The sequence below is a fragment of the Roseovarius sp. D0-M9 genome, from assembly GCF_037083805.1.
In the GTDB taxonomy this organism is placed as follows: domain Bacteria; phylum Pseudomonadota; class Alphaproteobacteria; order Rhodobacterales; family Rhodobacteraceae; genus Roseovarius.
Window position 1 is genome coordinate 198,610 of the sequence record NZ_JBAPKZ010000001.1, and the last position, 17,105, is coordinate 215,714.

18 protein-coding genes and 1 tRNA gene are annotated in these 17,105 nt (G+C 64.3%); 9 read left to right on the top strand and 10 right to left on the bottom strand.

The window, feature by feature from the left end; genetic code table 11:
- Nucleotides 1–105: 105 nt before the first annotated feature.
- Nucleotides 106–1,155: an RluA family pseudouridine synthase gene (locus V8352_RS01005; RefSeq protein ID WP_336422384.1), complete on the bottom strand. Its 1,050-nt coding sequence runs from the start codon at nucleotides 1,153–1,155 to the stop codon at nucleotides 106–108.
- Here V8352_RS01005 and V8352_RS01010 point away from each other — a divergent pair.
- Entirely contained in the window at nucleotides 1,154–1,465 is a 312-nt protein-coding gene (locus V8352_RS01010; RefSeq protein WP_336422385.1) for a DUF6476 family protein, read from the top strand. The genes V8352_RS01005 and V8352_RS01010 overlap by 2 nt on opposite strands.
- 8 nt (nucleotides 1,466–1,473) lie before the next feature.
- On the opposite strand, the gene V8352_RS01015 is transcribed toward V8352_RS01010, so the two are convergent.
- Nucleotides 1,474–1,550, bottom strand: a tRNA-His gene (locus V8352_RS01015).
- A 161-nt stretch (nucleotides 1,551–1,711) separates the two neighbouring features.
- Here V8352_RS01015 and V8352_RS01020 point away from each other — a divergent pair.
- Nucleotides 1,712–1,894, top strand: coding sequence for a DUF6324 family protein (locus V8352_RS01020; protein WP_336422386.1), 183 nt, complete (start codon nucleotides 1,712–1,714; stop codon nucleotides 1,892–1,894).
- Between the two features lie 16 nt (nucleotides 1,895–1,910).
- Here the strand turns inward: V8352_RS01020 and V8352_RS01025 are convergent, their stop codons facing one another.
- The 5 genes from V8352_RS01025 to V8352_RS01045 form a co-directional block, all read right to left on the bottom strand.
- Nucleotides 1,911–2,354 (bottom strand): MmcB family DNA repair protein, encoded by a 444-nt coding sequence (locus V8352_RS01025; RefSeq protein ID WP_336422387.1) that lies wholly within the window; start codon nucleotides 2,352–2,354, stop codon nucleotides 1,911–1,913.
- A gap of 272 nt (nucleotides 2,355–2,626) precedes the next feature.
- Nucleotides 2,627–2,950 (bottom strand): hypothetical protein, encoded by a 324-nt coding sequence (locus V8352_RS01030; RefSeq protein WP_336422388.1) that lies wholly within the window; start codon nucleotides 2,948–2,950, stop codon nucleotides 2,627–2,629.
- A 256-nt stretch (nucleotides 2,951–3,206) separates the two neighbouring features.
- Nucleotides 3,207–5,027, bottom strand: a complete 1,821-nt coding sequence (locus V8352_RS01035; protein WP_336422389.1) for a M3 family oligoendopeptidase — start codon at nucleotides 5,025–5,027, stop codon at nucleotides 3,207–3,209.
- An 84-nt stretch (nucleotides 5,028–5,111) separates the two neighbouring features.
- The gene (locus V8352_RS01040) at nucleotides 5,112–6,716 is read right to left on the bottom strand and encodes an ATP-dependent DNA ligase (protein WP_336422390.1); all 1,605 of its coding nucleotides are present in this window, start codon (nucleotides 6,714–6,716) and stop codon (nucleotides 5,112–5,114) included.
- Nucleotides 6,713–7,738 carry a ligase-associated DNA damage response exonuclease gene (locus tag V8352_RS01045; protein WP_336422391.1) on the bottom strand — a complete coding sequence of 342 codons (1,026 nt, stop codon included), beginning with the start codon at nucleotides 7,736–7,738 and terminating at the stop codon, nucleotides 6,713–6,715. The genes V8352_RS01040 and V8352_RS01045 overlap by 4 nt, the downstream gene beginning before the upstream one ends.
- A gap of 96 nt (nucleotides 7,739–7,834) precedes the next feature.
- Between V8352_RS01045 and V8352_RS01050 the strand changes: the two genes are divergently transcribed.
- A complete protein-coding gene (locus V8352_RS01050) occupies nucleotides 7,835–8,665 on the top strand; it encodes a fumarylacetoacetate hydrolase family protein (protein WP_336422392.1) in 831 nt (276 codons plus the stop codon).
- A gap of 110 nt (nucleotides 8,666–8,775) precedes the next feature.
- On the opposite strand, the gene V8352_RS01055 is transcribed toward V8352_RS01050, so the two are convergent.
- Both V8352_RS01055 and V8352_RS01060 read right to left on the bottom strand, forming a co-directional pair.
- Nucleotides 8,776–9,714, bottom strand: coding sequence for an alpha/beta hydrolase (locus tag V8352_RS01055; protein ID WP_336422393.1), 939 nt, complete (start codon nucleotides 9,712–9,714; stop codon nucleotides 8,776–8,778).
- Nucleotides 9,711–10,001 (bottom strand): SCP2 sterol-binding domain-containing protein, encoded by a 291-nt coding sequence (locus tag V8352_RS01060; protein ID WP_336422394.1) that lies wholly within the window; start codon nucleotides 9,999–10,001, stop codon nucleotides 9,711–9,713. Before V8352_RS01060 ends, V8352_RS01055 begins: the two co-directional genes overlap by 4 nt.
- Before the next feature lie 81 nt (nucleotides 10,002–10,082).
- Between V8352_RS01060 and V8352_RS01065 the strand changes: the two genes are divergently transcribed.
- From V8352_RS01065 to V8352_RS01085, 5 genes are all read left to right on the top strand, one after another.
- On the top strand, nucleotides 10,083–10,643 hold the full coding sequence (locus V8352_RS01065) for a hypothetical protein (protein WP_336422395.1): 561 nt from the start codon (nucleotides 10,083–10,085) through the stop codon (nucleotides 10,641–10,643).
- A gap of 30 nt (nucleotides 10,644–10,673) precedes the next feature.
- The gene (locus V8352_RS01070; protein ID WP_336422396.1) at nucleotides 10,674–13,592 is read left to right on the top strand and encodes a helicase-related protein; all 2,919 of its coding nucleotides are present in this window, start codon (nucleotides 10,674–10,676) and stop codon (nucleotides 13,590–13,592) included.
- Nucleotides 13,593–13,606: 14 nt separating this feature from the next.
- A complete protein-coding gene (locus V8352_RS01075) occupies nucleotides 13,607–13,993 on the top strand; it encodes an RNA-binding S4 domain-containing protein (RefSeq protein ID WP_336422518.1) in 387 nt (128 codons plus the stop codon).
- A 49-nt stretch (nucleotides 13,994–14,042) separates the two neighbouring features.
- Complete coding sequence (gene fdxA / locus V8352_RS01080; protein WP_336422397.1) at nucleotides 14,043–14,381, top strand: ferredoxin FdxA; 339 nt, start codon at nucleotides 14,043–14,045, stop codon at nucleotides 14,379–14,381.
- A 287-nt stretch (nucleotides 14,382–14,668) separates the two neighbouring features.
- Nucleotides 14,669–15,178 carry a CarD family transcriptional regulator gene (locus V8352_RS01085; RefSeq protein ID WP_336422398.1) on the top strand — a complete coding sequence of 170 codons (510 nt, stop codon included), beginning with the start codon at nucleotides 14,669–14,671 and terminating at the stop codon, nucleotides 15,176–15,178.
- A 60-nt stretch (nucleotides 15,179–15,238) separates the two neighbouring features.
- On the opposite strand, the gene cobS is transcribed toward V8352_RS01085, so the two are convergent.
- The gene (cobS, locus tag V8352_RS01090; RefSeq protein ID WP_336422399.1) at nucleotides 15,239–15,994 is read right to left on the bottom strand and encodes an adenosylcobinamide-GDP ribazoletransferase; all 756 of its coding nucleotides are present in this window, start codon (nucleotides 15,992–15,994) and stop codon (nucleotides 15,239–15,241) included.
- 89 nt (nucleotides 15,995–16,083) lie between these two features.
- Here cobS and cobT point away from each other — a divergent pair, with 89 nt between their 5' ends.
- Entirely contained in the window at nucleotides 16,084–17,100 is a 1,017-nt protein-coding gene (gene cobT / locus V8352_RS01095) for a nicotinate-nucleotide--dimethylbenzimidazole phosphoribosyltransferase (RefSeq protein ID WP_336422400.1), read from the top strand.
- Nucleotides 17,101–17,105 lie beyond the last annotated feature (5 nt).

Genomic DNA, 17,105 nt, shown 5'->3' on the forward strand with positions numbered 1-17,105 from the left:
CATTTATCTAGGCGCTGTTTCACATTGTTTCAATGCGTGTCGCATCAACTTGTTAACGTATCATGAAGCTGCGCCGTTCCTTCTGCCAGCCATGTGTCAGCGTTCTCACGCAACCGTGCTGGGCTCGGGATCGGGCGTGAGCGCGGCGATCAGCGCCGTCATATCCTCGGGCAGGGGTGCCTCGAACGTCAATTCCTCATCGGTCAGCGGATGGACGAAGCCGAGGCTGGCGGCATGCAGCGCCTGCCGGCCAAAGCCCTGCGCCATGGCGGCGCCCACGGGTGGCAGCGCCTTTTGCGCCAGTTTGCGGCCCGCGCCATAGACCGGATCGCCAATCAGACCATGCCCGGCATAGGCCATATGCACACGGATCTGATGCGTGCGCCCGGTCTCCAGCCAGCATTCCATCAACGCGCAGGCCCCCGGCGTGCCGAACCTTTGAACCGGGCGCGCGCGCGTCACCGCATGGCGCCCCCCGGCCCAGCAGACGGCCTGTTTCTGGCGGTCGGTGCGGTGGCGGGCAAGATGCGAGGTGATCCGCAGGATGTTGCCCGGCTCGAACGTAACGCCGCGCAGTCCGCGCAGACGCGGATCCGAGGCCTCTGGCGTGCCATGGCAGAGCGCGATGTAACGCCTCTGGGCCGTGTGCTTGGCAAATTGCTCGGCGAGGCCGTGATGGGCAGCGTCGGATTTTGCGACGACCAACAGCCCGCTGGTGTCCTTGTCGATGCGGTGAACGATGCCGGGCCGCTTTTGTCCGCCGACGCCCGACAGGTCACCCCCGAAGTGATGCAGCAGCGCGTTGACCAGTGTGCCGCCCGGCGTGCCGGGAGCGGGATGCACGACCATGCCCGCAGGCTTGTTGACGACCAGAAGGTCGGCGTCCTCATAGAGGATATCGAGGGCAATATCCTCGGGCAGGATATGGGTATCCTCGGCCACGGGCACGGTGATGGCGACCTCGTCGTCCATCTGCACGCGTGCCTTGGCATCGGTGACGACCGCGCCGTTGATGCGCACCTGCCCGTCCTCGATCAGCCGGGCGAGGCGCGTGCGCGACAGCGCCGCATCCGGCGGCACATCGCGGGCCAGCGCCTTGTCAAGGCGCGGTGGCGGGTCCATACCGATCCGAAGCGTCAAAGAGGTCGAAGCCATGAATGAAGATCCCCAGATGCAGCCGATTGATCCGGCGATGGTGCGATATCTACGCGTTTTGGTTACCGTGCTGTCCGCGACGATGATCATCGGGTTCATAATCATCGTTGCGCTCTTTGTCACCCGCTTCGCGCAAGGGGGCGGTGTGGCGCTGCCCGAGGCGATCACCCTGCCCGAAGGGGCCGCGCCCGCAGCCTTTACTCAAGGCGCGGATTGGTATGCGGTGGTCACGACCGACGACCGGATCCTCGTCTATGATCGCAGCAGCGGGCAATTGCGCCAGACGATCCGCGTCGATATTTCCGAATGAAGTGAGGGTGGTACCACCTCCCCGGCTCGAACGGGGGACCTCTTGATCCACAATCAAGCGCTCTAACCAACTGAGCTAAGGCGGCACTGATCGTCGATTTAGCCGCCGTGCCGGGCGATTGCAACCCAAAACAGCGCGATTTTGCGGCCACCTCTGCGCAGCCTTGATCGTGCGCCAGCGGGTGATGCGTCTTGCCAAGCGGGGCGCAGCGGGCTATCCCCACGCCCAGCCAGAAGGAGCGGGATCATGGGCATCAACAGCGAACGCGACGTCGAAGCCAACTTGCAGATCGGCCCGACCGATCAGGGGATGGTTCGGATCTATGTCGAATCGCAGGGCGTCGAAATTCCGATGGATTTCACACCCGAAGAGGCCGAAGAGATCGCATCCGAGATCATGGCCGCCGCCAAGGGCGCTGCCAACTCCTGAGCCGGTTCAAGATGTTTCAAACCTGTGGATCGCGCCAGCCTTGCAGGCGCCGCGCCGCATCGCGTGCGAACTTGCGCGTGATGGCACTTCGCCGCGCGCCGGGCAGCCGCGTTTCAGGCGCCATCTGGATGATTTCAGCACCGTAGCCGTCGGCGATCATCAGCCCGGTGCCTTCGGGCAGTATTTCTGCCGGAAAATCCGCATCGACCGCCCAGAAAAACCGGTCGGCCCACTCGAGATACCCCTGCCATTTGGCATCGGCCATGAAATCCGCGCGGCTGGATTTGCATTCGACCACCCATAGCTCGCCCTTGGGGCCCAGTGCCATGACATCGACGCGGCGTCCTCTTTGCGGGCAGTATTCCTCAAGCGCGGCAAAGTTCATCTCGGCCAGATATCGGCACACGCCGCGCGCCAGGATCTGGCCGGGCTGTCGAAGGAGAAGGGATGACTCTTGCATGTCTGCAATTATGAACAAAGAATGAACACACGCAACCCCTTGCCGAACGGCGCAATGGAGCCTATCTCAGGGAGTGGCGGGTTCTGCCCTTCTCGTGATCGGTTGCATTCCAGTGGCCTTAATCAATTCCGAGGGAGCTGGCTCTGTCCTGGCCCTGGTCAGGTTATCCGGCGCCCACCTGTATATACAGGCTCTCGGGAATGAGCAAACCAAACGGCTGCGTGCGGGCCCGCCACTTTTATCCCCGAAGTCAGTTGTCCGATGAGTTGAAGTCAGCGCCGATGGCGGCTGGGTGCCTCGACGCGGATCGGAATCATCTCTTCCTGATGGCGCATTCCATGACCGCCTCCGCCGCCGCGTGGGCCGTCGTCATCGTCGTCACCGCCGCCGTTGCGCGCCAGTGCGCACTTCAGGCCGGCGAAAACGGCGCCGATTGCCAGCCACATCAGGGCGGCTGCCGTCCATTCATTGCCAGACAGGGCCACGATCTGCCTCAGCTGCCCTGTATCGAGCCAAAACAGCAGTGCGACCAGAAGTGCGGCCATGGCAAAACCTGTTGCTGCGTGATGTGCGTAACTGCGACCGGATTCGGACATGTGCGACCCCCCAGTGATTGCTTGTGCTTAAAATAGGGACCATGCGCAGAAGAGCAAGCGGGCAGGCGGCAATTGGCTGAGACATTTGTGCAGTCTGAGACATTTCTGCGCGGCGCGAGGGCATGCGCGGCGTGCGACTGACACTGGCGCAGGACTGGCGGCACGTCAGATCAAGTATATCGGGCAAATAACTGATGGCTCATGAAAAAACGGGGCGCCAAGGCGCCCCGTTTGCGTGGGTCTCAATGGCCGAGGGTCAGTCCTCCATCGCTTCCAATTCGTCGATCATGCCCGAAATCATGTCGAGGCCCTTGTCCCAGAACTTGGGATCGCTGGCATCGAGACCGAAGGGCTTGAGAAGCTCGGAGTGATGTTTGGAGCCGCCCGCCTCGAGCATCTCGAAATACTTGTCCTGAAACCCTTCGGGGTTTTCCTCGTAGACGGCATAGAGTGCGTTCACGAGGCCGTCGCCGAAGGCATAGGCATAGACGTAGAAGGGCGAGTGGACGAAGTGGGGGATATAGGCCCAGAAGGTCTCATATCCGTCCATGAAGTCGAATGCCGGTCCCAGCGATTCGCCCTGAACCGACATCCACAGGGCATTGATGTCATCCGGCGTCAGCTCTCCGCCGCGCCGCGCCTCGTGCAGCTTGCACTCGAAATCGTAAAAGGCGATCTGGCGGACCACCGTGTTGATCATGTCCTCGACCTTGCCCGCCAGCATCACCTTGCGCTCTGCATCCGATTTGGCCCCGTCCAGCATCCGCCGGAAGGTCAGCATTTCGCCAAAGACGGAGGCGGTTTCGGCCAAGGTGAGGGGGGTCGACGACAGCAACTCGCCCTGACCGGCCGCCAGAACCTGATGCACGCCATGGCCCAATTCATGCGCCAGCGTCATCACGTCGCGCGGTTTGCCAAGGTAATTGAGCATCACGTAGGGGTGGACGTTCGTGACGGTGGGGTGCGCGAAGGCGCCGGGGGCCTTGCCCTTTTTCACGCCCGCGTCGATCCAGCCCTTGTCAAAGAAGGGCTGCGCCAGATCGCCCATGCGCGGATCGAAGGCGGTGTAGGCGTTCATCACCGTCTCGCGCGCATCGTCCCAGCCGACCACCTTGGTTTCCTCCATCGGCAGGGGGGCGTTGCGGTCCCAGACCTGCATCCGCTCAAGTCCCAGCCATTTGCGTTTCAGCTCGTAATAGCGGTGGCTCAGCTTGGGGTAGGCGGCGACAACGGCGTCGCGCAGCGCCTCGACCACCTCAGGCTCCACATCATTGGCAAGGTGGCGCCCGGCCTGCGCACTGGGCATGCCGCGCCAGCGGTCGATCACCTCTTTTTCCTTGGCAGAGGTGTTGTGGACGCGGCTGAACGTGCGGATATTCTCGCCAAAGACGCGAGCCAGCTCGCGGCTGGCGGCCTCGCGCTTGGCGCGGTCCTGCTCGGTCAGAAGGTTCAGCGTGCCCTCGATGCCCAGCTCCTCGCCGTCGACGTGGAAGGTCAGCCCTGCGATCGTCTCGTCAAAGAGCCGCTCCCACGCGTCGCCGACGACGCCCATGTCGTGAAGGAATTTCTCCATCTCGTCGCTGAGCTGATAGGGCTTCATCGCGCGGATGCGGTCCAGCACGGGCTTGTAGCGCGCCAGATCGGCGTTCTGCGCCAGAAGACCGGCGAGGTGATCCTCGTCCAGCTTGTTCAATTCCAGCGTGAAGAACACCAGCGGTGTGGTGAAAGTGGTAATCTTTTCCTGCGCATCCGAGAGGAACTTCGTGCGCGCCGGATCGGTCGTCAGCTGATGATAGCGCAGCCCAGCGTAGGACATGATGCGCCCGGCGATATTGCTGATGGCCTCGTCGCGGTGGATGCATTTCAGCAAACCATCTGCGTCCAGCGTGTCGAGCTTGCCCTCGTAGTCTGCGGCAAATGCAGCACATTCCGCCTCGAGCCAGTCCATGTCACGGCTCAGTTCCGGCGCATCCGGGGCGGTGTAGAGATCGCTCAGGTCCCAGTCCGGCAGATTGCCCAGATCCTTTCCCTTGGCGTTCGCGTTGGCGTCATGGACGGGCTGGGTAAGGTGGATCATGGGGCGTGCTCCTGAAATATGCATTGTGCTAGACATAGTCGGCGCGGGGTTGGCCCTCAAGGGCGGGCGCCCCCAAGGCGTGGCTCAGCCGTATTGGCGTAGCATGTCGTGCAGGTCATCGAGACTGTTGGCCTCTTGCAGCGGCTTGTCATGGCGCCAACGCTTCATCCGTGGAAACCTGAGGGCGACACCGGACTTATGGCGCGGCGACGGGGCGATCCCTTCGAAGGCGATCTCGAAAACATGCTCGGGCGTGACGCGCCGCACCGGGCCAAATCGTTCCTGGGTATTTTTGCGCACCCACGCGGTGATCTTGCGAAACTCGGCATCCGTCAGGCCGGAATATGCCTTGGTGAATGGCACCAGATCATTTCCGTTCCAGACGGCGAATGTGAAATCGGTAAAGAGATTGGCGCGCCGCCCCGAGCCTTGCTGCGCATAGATCATCACCGCGTCGATGGTCAGCGGATCGAGCTTCCATTTCCACCAATCACCTTTCTTGCGGCCCGCGTGATAGGGGCTGGCGCTGGATTTCAGCATCAATCCCTCGGCGCGATTTTCGCGCGCAGCGCAGCGGATGCGCGCCAAGGCGTTCCAACTGTCGATATCGATCAACGGCGAGGGGCGCACCGGCGCATCCCGAGGCAGCGCACCCACCAGCGCATCCATGCGCGCGCGGCGCACTGCAAAGGGCAGGCTGCGCAGATCCTCGCCGTTCTCCTCCAGAAGGTCATATGCCAGAAGGATCACGGGCGCGCTCTTGAGCAGTGCCTTGGGCACCGTCTTGCGCCCGATCCGCTTTTGCAAGTCGTTGAAGGGCAGCGGCGCGGTGCCGTCCCATGCCACGATCTCGCCATCGAGGACGGTTCCTGGGGGCAGGAAGTCGGCCGCCTTTGCAAATTCGGGGAATCGATCCGTCATCAACTCTTCGCCGCGCGACCAGACGAAATGCGCGGTGCCGGTCGCCGTCTTTCGCGCGATCAGCTGGCCCCGGATGCCGTCCCATTTCCATTCGGCAAGCCAGTTTTCGGGCGGGCCGAGGGTTTCAGGCCCTTCCTCCAGCCCGTAGGCAAGGCAGAAGGGATAGGGGCGCGACTGCGCCGCCTCGGGGTCGGGCGCCTCGATCAGGGCGGTGTAGGTGGTGCTGTCGGGTGTCCAGTCGCCCATCAGGCGGTGCGCCAGCTCCGCCTCGTCATGCCCGGTGGCTTGGGCCAGCGCGCGCGTCATCAACTTGCGGCTGATGCCGACGCGGAAACCGCCCGTCAGCAGCTTGTTGAAGACAAGCCGTTCGGAGGCATCCATCTGGTCCCATGCGTCCAAGATCGCCGCCTTGCGCGTCTCTTCATCAGCGCCATCGAGGCTGCGCAGATAGCCGATCCAATTCTTCAGGCTGCGGTCCTGTTGGCGCGCGGGGGGCGGCAGGACCAGTGCAATCGTCTCGGCCAGATCGCCAACGATGGGGTAGGCCTCCTCGAAGAGCCAAAGCGGTATGCCCGCGCGCTCGGCGGCCCAGACGCGCAGCTTGGTCGTGGTGATGGCCCGGCGCGGCCGGCGGCCCGAGAAGAGCGCGATCGTCCAAAGGCAGTCCGCCTCGGGCGCCGCGCCGAAGTAGGCGGCGAGCGCGGCGACCTTGGTGTTGGTTTTTGTCGTCTGGTCGATGGTGGCATAGAGCGCGGTAAACCGTTTCATCCGGCCTCCTCTGCGCTTGGCGCCTCGCCCTCTGGCTCGCTCTCTGATTCGCCGGTGAATTCGGTCTTCAACGCTTCGGCATTATAGCCTTCAGACTTCAACCAACGTGCGAAGATGTCCGTGTAACCATGTGTTGCATATATATTTTCAGCGCCAGTCGCCTTGATCGCCTCATTGAGGCCGTTCCAATCCGCATGGTCCGACACGACAAAGCCGCGGTCGACGCTGCGCCGCCGCCGGACGCCGCGCATCCGCATCCATCCGCTGGCAAACCCGGTGGCGCCGGGGCGAAACTGGCGCGCCCAATCGCTGCCAAGGGCGCCGGGGGGCGCGACGATCATGGCGCCGGGATACCCCTTGGGGTCAAGGTCTGGCGTCACGTGGATCGTGGCGGGCAGATCAAAACCCTGACCGCGCAGGATGGCGTTGGTGTTCTCGACCGCGCCATGGGTCAGGATCGGCGCAATCTGTGCATCCAGCAGGGACATGACGCGCTGCGCCTTGCCCAGTGAATAGGCGCCCAGCAGGCTGAAACGCCCCTCGGCGGCATTGGCGGCCCACCAGTCGTTGATCTGGCGCGCGGCTTCCGCCTCGGACGGCCACTCGAAGACCGGCAGGCCAAAGGTGCATTCGGTGATGAAGCTATGGCACCTGACGCTCTCGAACGGGGTGGTGAGGGCATCGGGCGTCGTTTTGTAGTCCCCCGAGACGACCCAGACCTCGCCGCCCACCTCGACGCGGATCTGGGCCGAGCCGGGGATATGGCCTGCGGGGTGAAACGAGACCGCGGCGCCGCCGATGGTCCGGCGTTCACCGTATTTTATCGAATCGAGGTCAATCTCGCCGAGGCGGTGGCGCATGACAGGCCCCGTAATATCGGTGGCAAGGTAGCGTCGATGACCGCCGCGCGCGTGATCGGCGTGGCCATGGGTGATGAGGGCGCGATCCACGGGACGCCATGGGTCGATGTAGAAATCGCCGGCGGGGCAGTAAATGCCCTGTGGTTTGAATTGGAGGACCATGAAGGGAAGGATAGACCGCGCCGCAGGCTTTGCCAGCCTCTTGCGCAGAGGGGGGATGCCGCTAGGGTGCGGCCAGATCAGGTGTGGGAGAGTGCTATGAAATTCGTGCGATATGGTGAGGCGGGCGCCGAGCGTCCTGGTGTTCTGGACGGGGCAGGCGGCTTGCGCGATCTGTCGGGCACGGTCGATGATATCGCCGGGGATGTGCTGGCGGCGCTGCCGCAGATCGCGCCCGAAACGTTGCCCGTGGTGCCCGGCGCGCCGCGCCTTGGCCCGCCGGTGGGCCGGGTGGGCAAGCTGATCGGGATCGGGCTGAACTACTATGATCACGCCGCCGAGGTGGGCCTCGCGCCGCCGAAAGAGCCGATCGTCTTCATGAAGGCCACCTCGTCGATCACCGGGCCGAACGATCCGGTCTATCTGCCGCGTGGGTCCGAGAAATCCGATTGGGAGGTCGAGCTGGGCGTGGTGATCGGGCGGGCCGCCAAATACGTCAGCGTGCAGGATGCGATGAGCCATGTCGCGGGCTATACCATCGTCAACGACGTGTCCGAGCGTGCCTTTCAGAATGAGCGGGGCGGGCAATGGACTAAGGGGAAAAGCTGCGACAGCTTTGGCCCCATCGGCCCTTGGCTGGTCACGCCCGATGAGCTGGGCGATGTGCAGGCGCTTGATATGGTGCTGGACCTCAATGGCGATGCGGCGCAGCGCGGCAGCAGTGCGTCGATGATCTTTGGCGTGGCCGAGGTGATTGCCTATCTCAGCCAGATGATGACGCTGCATCCCGGCGACATCATCGCGACGGGCACGCCGCCGGGCGTCGGCATGGGGATGAAGCCGCCGCGTTTCCTGCGCGAGGGCGATGTGATGACGCTGGCCATCAGTGGGCTTGGCACGCAGCGCCAGGAGGTGCGGCAGGACAGCTGAAGCGCGTGCCACCGAAACCGGGATCACAGACTCTGCCGGAGCGGCCGTGTGCAGCATTTAGGGCGCCCGCCGCGCCATCGGCTGGTGTCTCAGGGCAAAGGCGCGGCGCTTCAGGTGCTGGCCTGCCAGAAATGGTTGAGCCTGTCCCAGAGCGCCTCGCGCGTCTCGGGCGTGTCCATCATCGGCTCGTGCAGCGCGCCCTCGATCCGCACCAACTGCGCGCCCGGCCAGCGGGCCATGCGGCCCTCGATGCGGCCCGTATCGACAATACGCTCATCCGTGCCAAGAAGGGTCAGGCACGGCAGATCGGGCGAGGGCAGGGCGTGCAGGCGCCGACATTCCTGTAGCGCGGCAAAGAGCCAGTGCAGACTGGGCCCGCCAAGCGACAACTCGGGGTGCGCGGTCAGTTGAGCGCGCATGTGCCGGTGCATCTGCGCATCGCGCGTCAGGTCATTCGTCTCGAAGGGGGCGGTCAGAACATAGCTTTCCGGCCCGGTGCTGGGCGCGTAGCGATGGCCGAGACCGACGTGGCGGCTGGCCCAGCCGATGCTCCAGGCCAGTGGGCGCAGCGCGGCGCGCAGGCGAATCCCCCACATCGGCGCCGAAAATGCGCAGCTGACAACGGGCAGGCCCTTGAGCGCCGCCCGCAGGCCAATGGCACCGCCCATGGAATGGGCCAGAAGGTGCCACGGTCCGGGTGCGCCCAGAGCCTTGCCCGCGCCGATCATCCCGGCGACATCCGCCTGATAGTCGTCAAAGCTGCCGACATGCCCGGTCGCCGTGTCTCCGGTCAGCCGGTCCGAGAGCCCCTGACCCCGCCAGTCGATGACGAGTGTGCCATAGCCGCGCGCCCCCAGATCGCGCGCCGCGCGCCCGTATTTCTCAATGAATTCAGTGCGGCCCGGGAAAAGCAGGATCGTTCCCCGACCTGCGTCCGCAGGCCAATGCGCCACGCGGAGCCGCACGCCGTCCCGCGCCTCGACCCAGACCGCGCGGCCGCCCGGCGGGCCATCCGCGATGTCCTCCAGCAGGGGCGCCTCCTCGATCAATTGATGACCCGGCCCAGCTGCATCGCGACGCTCACATCGCCCTTGATGTCGAGCTTGCCGGTCATGAAGGCGGTTGCGGGGTTGATGTTGCCCTCGACGATCGCCTCGAACACCTCGGCCTTGGCGATCAGTGTCACGTCTGTTTCCTCATCCGCGGCGCGCGCGCCGGAGGCATCTATGACGATCGTGCCCTCGCCCGTGACGACGAATTTGGCCGATCCGGTCATCGCATCCCCTGTCATGCGCGCATTCAGCGCCTCGACCGCCTGGTTGATCCTGTCATTCATGCGCTGCTCCCGCCTTTTTGATCCACTGCAATACTTCGGGGGGTGTGCTTTCCCCGCAGCAGCGCTAAACTCCGTCCTGTTATGGTCACTCTTCAATTCAACCTCAATCCTGTCTTGGCGCTCTGCATCGCGCTGGCCGCGCCGGACGTCGCGGGCGCGCAGGAGTCATCGCGCCTTGATGACATGTTCGAGTCGCTGAAGTCTGCGCCAAAGTCCGAGGCGACGCGCCTTGGCCGCGAAATACGGCTCGAGCTGTCCAAATCCGGATCGCCCGCGATGAACCTTCTGCTCAAGCGGGGGCGTGATGCGATGGAGGCGGGCGATACGGACCTGGCCATCGACCTGTTGAGCGCGCTGACCGATCATGCGCCGGACTTCTCCGAAGGCTGGCATGCGCGGTCGGTCGCCTATGCGCGCGCTGGGATGCTGGGCCCTGCGATGGGCGATCTGGAATATGCGCTGGCCCTTGATCCGCGCAACTTCGCCGCGATCTACAGCTTTGCCGCCCTGCTGGAGCAGGTTGGCCAGCAGGCGCTCGCGCTCGAGGCATATCAACGCGTGGCCGAGATCCACCCGCATTTCGACGATACCGAGGCCGCGATGGCCCGGATCGAAGCCGAAACCCGGGGCGCTGACCTCTGACGTAATCCCGACTGACCGGAGGCGAGGCCCATGGCCGATCACGCGCGGATCCTTGCGGTTCTGGGCCCTACCAATACCGGCAAGACGCATTTTGCGATCGAGCGGATGCTGGGCTATCCGACTGGCGTCATCGGCCTGCCGCTGCGCCTGCTGGCGCGCGAGGTCTATGACAAGATCGTGCGTGCGCGCGGCCCGTCGGTGGTGGCATTGGTTACAGGCGAAGAGCGGATCGTGCCGCCGCGCGTCAAATACTGGGTCTGCACGGTCGAGGCGATGCCCGAGGGTATCGGCGCCGATTTTGTCGCGGTGGACGAAATACAGCTTTGTGCCGATCCTGAGCGGGGCCATGTCTTTACCGACCGCCTTTTGCGGATGCGCGGCCTGCGCGAGACGCAGTTTCTGGGCGCCGGGACGATGCGCAGCATGATTGCATCACTGATTCCCGAGGCAGAATTCGTGCCGCGCAGCCGAATGTCGGAGCTGACCTACTCGGGTTCTAAGAAAATAAGCAAGATGCCTCCGCGCAGCGCAATCGTCGGATTTTCAGTCGATAATGTTTATGCCATCGCCGAAGTGCTGCGCCGCCAGAAGGGGGGCGCGGCGGTCGTGATGGGCGCGCTCAGCCCGCGCACACGGAACGCGCAGGTCGAGATGTATCAAAACGGCGATGTCGACTACCTCGTGGCGACGGATGCCATCGGCATGGGCCTGAACCTTGATATCGATCACGTTGCCTTCTCGTCGCTGACCAAGTTCGACGGGCGCCGCATGCGCCAACTCATGCCCAACGAGCTGGGGCAGATCGCGGGGCGTGCCGGCCGGGGGATGAGCCATGGCACCTTCGGCGTCACCGGCGAGGCGCCCGAGCTGGCGCCCGAGGTGGCAGAGGCGATCATGGATCACCGTTTTACGCCGATCCGCAAGCTGGAGTGGCGCAACGCGGCCCTGCAAATGGGCTCGACCGGCGCGCTGATCGCCTCTCTCGAGGCCAAGCCACAACACGACATCCTTGTGCGCGCGCGCCAAGCCGACGATCTGACCGCGCTGCGCACACTGTCCGATATCCCGGATGTGCGCGCCCGTGCCATCGGCGGTCCGGCGGTGAAACTGCTTTGGGATGTCTGCCGCATCCCCGACTTTCGCGGCATCAGTCAGGCCGAACACGCCAGCCTGCTCGAAACCATTTTTTGCGATCTTCATGAGTGGGGCCGCATCCCCGATGACTGGCTGGCGCGACAAATCAAGAGAATTGATCGAACCGATGGCGACATTGACACGTTGTCGAAACGTCTGGCGTATATTCGTACTTGGACCTACGTCGCGCAGCGAAAAGGCTGGGTAGATGACGAAACGCATTGGCGCGAGGCGACGCGCGCTGTAGAAGACCGATTGTCGGACGCGCTGCATGGGGCGTTGACGCAGAGATTTGTGGATCGGCGCACATCCGTGCTCTTGCGCCGGCTCAAGCAGAAGGAAGCCATCGTGGCAGAGGTTAACGATACTGGTGAAGTGACGGTCGAAGGCGAATTTGTCGGCCGTCTGGACGGGTTCCGCTTTGTGCAGGACAAGACAGCGTCGGGGCAGGAGGCCAAGACACTCGGTCAGGCCAGCCTTCAGGCGCTGGCCCCTCATTTCAACCTCCGCGCCGATCGCTTTTACAATGCGCCCGACACCGAGATCGACTTTACCGAGCAGGGCGGCCTCATGTGGGGCAAGGATGCGGTGGGCAAGCTGGTGCCCGGATCCGATGTGATGAAGCCGGGCGTCAAGGCCTTCGTCGACGAGGAGGCAGGCCCCGATGTGGTGCAAAAGGTCGAGCGCCGGTTGCAGCATTTCATCGACCGCAAGGTTGCCACCCTTTTCGAGCCGCTGCTGAACATCAGCCGTGACGAGACGCTGACCGGCCTTGCACGCGGCTTCGGCTTTCGCATGGTCGAGACGATGGGCGTCATCCCGCGCGGCGACGTGGCCGATGAGGTCAAGGCGCTGGAGCAGGACGCACGCGGCGCGCTGCGCAAGCATGGCGTGCGCTTTGGCCAGTTCACCATCTTCATGCCGCTGCTGCTGAAACCCGCACCGACGCGCCTGCGCCTCGTGCTCTGGGGGCTGGCGGGCGGGATGGACGAATTTCCCGAGGCGCCACCTCCGGGTCTCGTCACCGTGCCGGCTACCAAGATGCCTCAGGGCTATTACACCATGGCCGGCTACCGCGCCGCTGGTGCCCGCGCCATTCGCATCGACATGCTGGAGCGACTGGCCGACATGCTGCGCAGCGAGGACAGCCGGGGCGGTTTCGAGGCCAAGGCAGACATGCTGTCGATCACCGGCATGACATTGGAGCAATTCGCCGATCTGATGCAGGGCCTCGGCTACAAAGCCGAGCGCGGCGAGCGGACCAAGGTCAAACCGGTCGATCAGATCATGGAAGAGGCGCCGGGCGTGGAGCCCGAGCCTGAGACCGCCGAGGATGTGGTGGAGCAGATCGAGGCCGAAGGTATTGCGCCAGTCAGCGAGACGCCCGAACCTGACGCAGAAGTTCCGGCCGAAATCCCGGAAATGAGCGAGACCGAGGTCGCCCCCGGCACCCCGGCAGATCCCATCGCGCCCTCGGCCGAGCCCGAAATCTACTACACCTTCACATGGGCCGGACGTGCCCGCCGCGGCGGCGCGCCTGCCAAAGGACGCGACACGAGTGCGCGCGATGCCGGTGCGCACGAGGGGGGAGACGCATCGCGCGGCAAGCCTCAGGAGGGCCGGGGCAAACCACGTGGCAAACCCCAAGGCGCACGCGGCAAGCCCAAGGGCGCGGCGCGCGGCGGCGAGCGGGGCGGCAAACCCGGTGGTGCCGGTGCCAAGAGCTTCGAGGCCAAGCCCGCGCCCAAGAAGGACCGCATCGATCCCGACAATCCCTTTGCAGCAGCCCTCATGGGCTTCAAAAAGGACAAGTGACGCAAGCCGGCGACATGGTCGAGGGGGGTCCGATCCGCCTCGACAAATGGCTCTGGCAGGCCCGCTTCTTCAAGACGCGCGGGTTGGCGGCATCGGTGGTCAAATCCGGTCATGTGCGCGTCAATGGCAACCGCGCCGGGAAACCGGCGCAGATGGTGCGCTCCGGAGATGTCCTGACGTTTACCCAAGCCAAGGCCGTTCGCGTCGTGCGTGTGATCGCGCCTGGCACGCGGCGCGGCCCGGCCCCCGAGGCCCAGACGCTATATGATGATCTGACGCCAGCCCCCGAGGCCACGCCCGAAACGCCTGTTTCGCCGAACCCGCGATACGAGGGAAAAGGGCGTCCGACCAAGCGCGACCGACGCAAACTGGACCTCAATCATCCCGGGGCGCTTGAATGATACTGGGGCCTGATCTAAGTGTCTCGCGACCCACCTTCGAGAGGCCCAGATGACCTATATCGTGAACGACGCATGCATTTCCTGCAAATACACCGACTGCGTCGAAGTCTGCCCGGTGGATTGTTTTTACGAGGGTGAGAACATGCTGGTCATTCACCCTGACGAGTGCATCGATTGCGGCGTCTGCGAGCCTGAGTGCCCCGCCGACGCGATCCGCCCGGACACGGAGCCGGACATGGAAAAATGGGTCGAGTTCAACCGCAAATATTCCGAGATGTGGCCCGTCATCGTCACCAAGAAAGACGAGATGCCCAATGCCGCAGAGCATGACGGCGAGGCCGGCAAGCTTGAGAAGTATTTCTCGGAGGCACCCGGCGAGGGGGGCTGAAGGGCCAAATCGCGCCAGTCCGCAGCAGCGGCATTTGGCTAGGGCCGGGTAAATCGCGGAATTTCGGGCAATAATCAGCCCCCGGTGATGCGCACCCTTCCGCTGAGGGGTGATTCGTGGTATGGTAACATCAATGTAACGCCATCGCCCAATATCCACTTTCCCCTGCTGCCGCTCGGGTGTGGATTTTTCTGTGCCAAGACAGTGTGACATGTTCGTCTGGCGCTACGCCGGGCAGCAAGTCATGTGTTCATGACATTTGGGTGAGCCTCGAAAGGAAGCACTGAATGAGCAAGTCCAAGAAGTCCGAATTCAGCCCCAATGATTTTGTCGTCTATCCCGCACATGGCGTCGGCAGGATCGTGTCGATCGAAAGCCAGGAAATCGCCGGTATCGAGTTGGAGCTGTTTGTCATCTCCTTTGAAAAGGACAAGATGACGCTGCGGGTGCCCACGCACAAGGCGACCGAGATCGGCATGCGTTCGCTGTCGAGCCCGGACATCGTGTCAAAGGCGATGACGACGCTCAAGGGCAAGGCCAAGGCAAAGAAAGCCATGTGGTCGCGCCGCGCGCAGGAATACGAGCAAAAGATCAACTCGGGCGACCTGATCGCCATCGCCGAGGTCGTGCGCGACCTGCATCGCACCGACGACCAGCGCGAGCAGAGCTATTCCGAGCGCCAACTGTATGAGGCCGCGCTGGAGCGTCTGACCCGCGAAGTTGCCGCCGTCAGCGGAGATGATGAGGTCGAGGCCGCCCGTCAGGTGGGTGACGTTCTGGTTTCGCGCGCCGCCTGATCGGCAGCCAAGGATTAAATGAGGGCCGCATCCCACCGGGATTGCGGCCCTTTTTGCGTTTCAGGCGATGATCGACAAAAGCACCGCGATCTCGGCCAGTTGTTGAACCGCGCCAAGGGTATCGCCCGTCTGGCCGCCGATCTTGGCCTTGGCGATCAGCGCGATGGTGATCACCACCAGCGCCGCCCAGAACACCGCGCCAAAGGCCGACCAGCCCACGAGCAGCAGCGCTGCCCCTGCGGCGATCCCAACGGCCGCGCCGCAGATGCGCGCAGTCGGCCGCCCCGTGCCGTGCGACAGGCCCGCGCCGCGCGCATGGGGCAGCGCCCACATCAGCGCCGGAATCGCCGCGCGCGAGACGGCCCCGGCGGTGATCATCGCGGCCAGTGCCCAGCCTGCATCTATCTGAAACATCAGCCAAAGCGCGCTCCACCGTGCGGCGATCGACAGGATCAGCGCGAGGACGCCGTAGGCGCCGATATGGCTGTCCTTCATGACTTCGAGGCGCCGGGCGCGCGTCCAGCCGCCCCAGAGGCCATCGGCGCTGTCGGCCAGCCCGTCTTCATGCATCGCGCCCGTGACAACCACCTGCGCCGCAAGAGCCATCAGAGCCGCCAGCGCAGAGGGCAGGCCGCACCAATGCGCAAGCAGCCCGATCAGCCCGCCGATCAGGCCCACCAGCGCACCTGCCACAGGATAGGCCCAAGCCGCCTCGGCCCCGCGTATCGGCGCGCCGGAGAGGGGCAGCCGCGTCAAAAGGCCCAATACCCCATGAATGTCGTCGATATAGGTTTGAAAGATATCGCTTTTGCGCATGGTCGGGCCTTTTCCAGATGCCGAGCTTGGTCATCCCTGCGATACACGGGGCACGGAAGGCAAGCAACAGAACGACAGGAGCACAGGTCATGCAGGCAAGTTTGCGAACAATCACGGATCTGGCCGCACAGCTCAAGGATTTGCCTGAACCGATCGAGGCTGCCGTGGTTGCTGCGCAGGCGCGCAATGCCAGCCTGACGAAACCGCCCGGCGCGTTGGGCCAGCTTGAAAATGTGGCGGCGTGGTATTGTGGCTGGCGAGGGGATGCGCGAGCGCGTATCAGCGCGCCGCAGATCGTCATTTTCGCGGGCAATCATGGCGTGACGTCGCAGGGCGTCTCGGCCTTTCCGCCAGAGGTCACGGCGCAAATGGTTGCCAACTTCGAGGCGGGGGGCGCGGCGATCAATCAGCTGGCGCGCCAGTTCGGGGCGCGCATGGACGTTCACGCGCTCGAGCTAGAGCGCCCGACCACCGATTTCACCCGCGCCCCCGCGATGGACGAGGCCGAGTTCATGGCCGCCATCCGCACCGGATGGGAGGCCGTCGATCCGGCGGCGGATCTGCTGGTGACGGGCGAGATGGGCATTGGCAACACCACCTCCGCCTCGGCCATCGCCCATGCGCTTTATGGGGGGCAGGCGGTGGATTGGACGGGCAAGGGCACGGGCCTTGGTGCCGAGGCGATGGCGATCAAGACGCGCGTGGTGGCCGAAGCGGTGCGCCGCCATGCCGCCCTGCGCCGCGCCCCGCTTCAGGTGCTTTGCGCGCTCGGCGGGCGCGAGCTTGCCGCGATGGCAGGGGCGATCCTCTGCGCGCGCCACAACCGGATTCCCGTGATCCTCGACGGGTTCATCTGCTGCGCGGCGGCAGCCTGCCTCGAGGCCCAGACGCCCGGTGCGCTCGATCACTGCGTGGCGGGTCATCTCAGCTCGGAGGTCGCGCATCCGCGCCTGCTCAACCAGTTGGGAAAGGCGCCGCTTCTGTCGCTGGGGATGCGCCTTGGCGAGGGGTCGGGCGCCGCGCTGGCGATCGGTATCGTGCAGGCTGCGCTGGCCTGTCATTCGGGGATGGCCACGTTCGAGGAGGCCGGCGTCAGCGGAGGCTGACGCGC

What these genes read in the sequence shown, in the direction of transcription:
- V8352_RS01060 (WP_336422394.1), bottom strand. Translation starts at nt 10,001, where the DNA reads ATGAATGACAGGATCAACCAGGCGGTCGAGGCGCTGAATGCGCGCATG.
- V8352_RS01010 (WP_336422385.1), top strand. Translation starts at nt 1,154, where the DNA reads ATGAATGAAGATCCCCAGATGCAGCCGATTGATCCGGCGATGGTGCGA.
- cobS (WP_336422399.1), bottom strand. Translation starts at nt 15,994, where the DNA reads ATGCGCAAAAGCGATATCTTTCAAACCTATATCGACGACATTCATGGG.
- V8352_RS01085 (WP_336422398.1), top strand. Translation starts at nt 14,669, where the DNA reads ATGAGCAAGTCCAAGAAGTCCGAATTCAGCCCCAATGATTTTGTCGTC.
- V8352_RS01075 (WP_336422518.1), top strand. Translation starts at nt 13,607, where the DNA reads ATGGTCGAGGGGGGTCCGATCCGCCTCGACAAATGGCTCTGGCAGGCC.
- V8352_RS01045 (WP_336422391.1), bottom strand. Translation starts at nt 7,738, where the DNA reads ATGGTCCTCCAATTCAAACCACAGGGCATTTACTGCCCCGCCGGCGAT.
- V8352_RS01065 (WP_336422395.1), top strand. Translation starts at nt 10,083, where the DNA reads ATGGTCACTCTTCAATTCAACCTCAATCCTGTCTTGGCGCTCTGCATC.
- V8352_RS01025 (WP_336422387.1), bottom strand. Translation starts at nt 2,354, where the DNA reads ATGCAAGAGTCATCCCTTCTCCTTCGACAGCCCGGCCAGATCCTGGCG.
- cobT (WP_336422400.1), top strand. Translation starts at nt 16,084, where the DNA reads ATGCAGGCAAGTTTGCGAACAATCACGGATCTGGCCGCACAGCTCAAG.
- V8352_RS01030 (WP_336422388.1), bottom strand. Translation starts at nt 2,950, where the DNA reads ATGTCCGAATCCGGTCGCAGTTACGCACATCACGCAGCAACAGGTTTT.
- V8352_RS01040 (WP_336422390.1), bottom strand. Translation starts at nt 6,716, where the DNA reads ATGAAACGGTTTACCGCGCTCTATGCCACCATCGACCAGACGACAAAA.
- V8352_RS01070 (WP_336422396.1), top strand. Translation starts at nt 10,674, where the DNA reads ATGGCCGATCACGCGCGGATCCTTGCGGTTCTGGGCCCTACCAATACC.
- fdxA (WP_336422397.1), top strand. Translation starts at nt 14,043, where the DNA reads ATGACCTATATCGTGAACGACGCATGCATTTCCTGCAAATACACCGAC.
- V8352_RS01005 (WP_336422384.1), bottom strand. Translation starts at nt 1,155, where the DNA reads ATGGCTTCGACCTCTTTGACGCTTCGGATCGGTATGGACCCGCCACCG.
- V8352_RS01050 (WP_336422392.1), top strand. Translation starts at nt 7,835, where the DNA reads ATGAAATTCGTGCGATATGGTGAGGCGGGCGCCGAGCGTCCTGGTGTT.
- V8352_RS01020 (WP_336422386.1), top strand. Translation starts at nt 1,712, where the DNA reads ATGGGCATCAACAGCGAACGCGACGTCGAAGCCAACTTGCAGATCGGC.
- V8352_RS01035 (WP_336422389.1), bottom strand. Translation starts at nt 5,027, where the DNA reads ATGATCCACCTTACCCAGCCCGTCCATGACGCCAACGCGAACGCCAAG.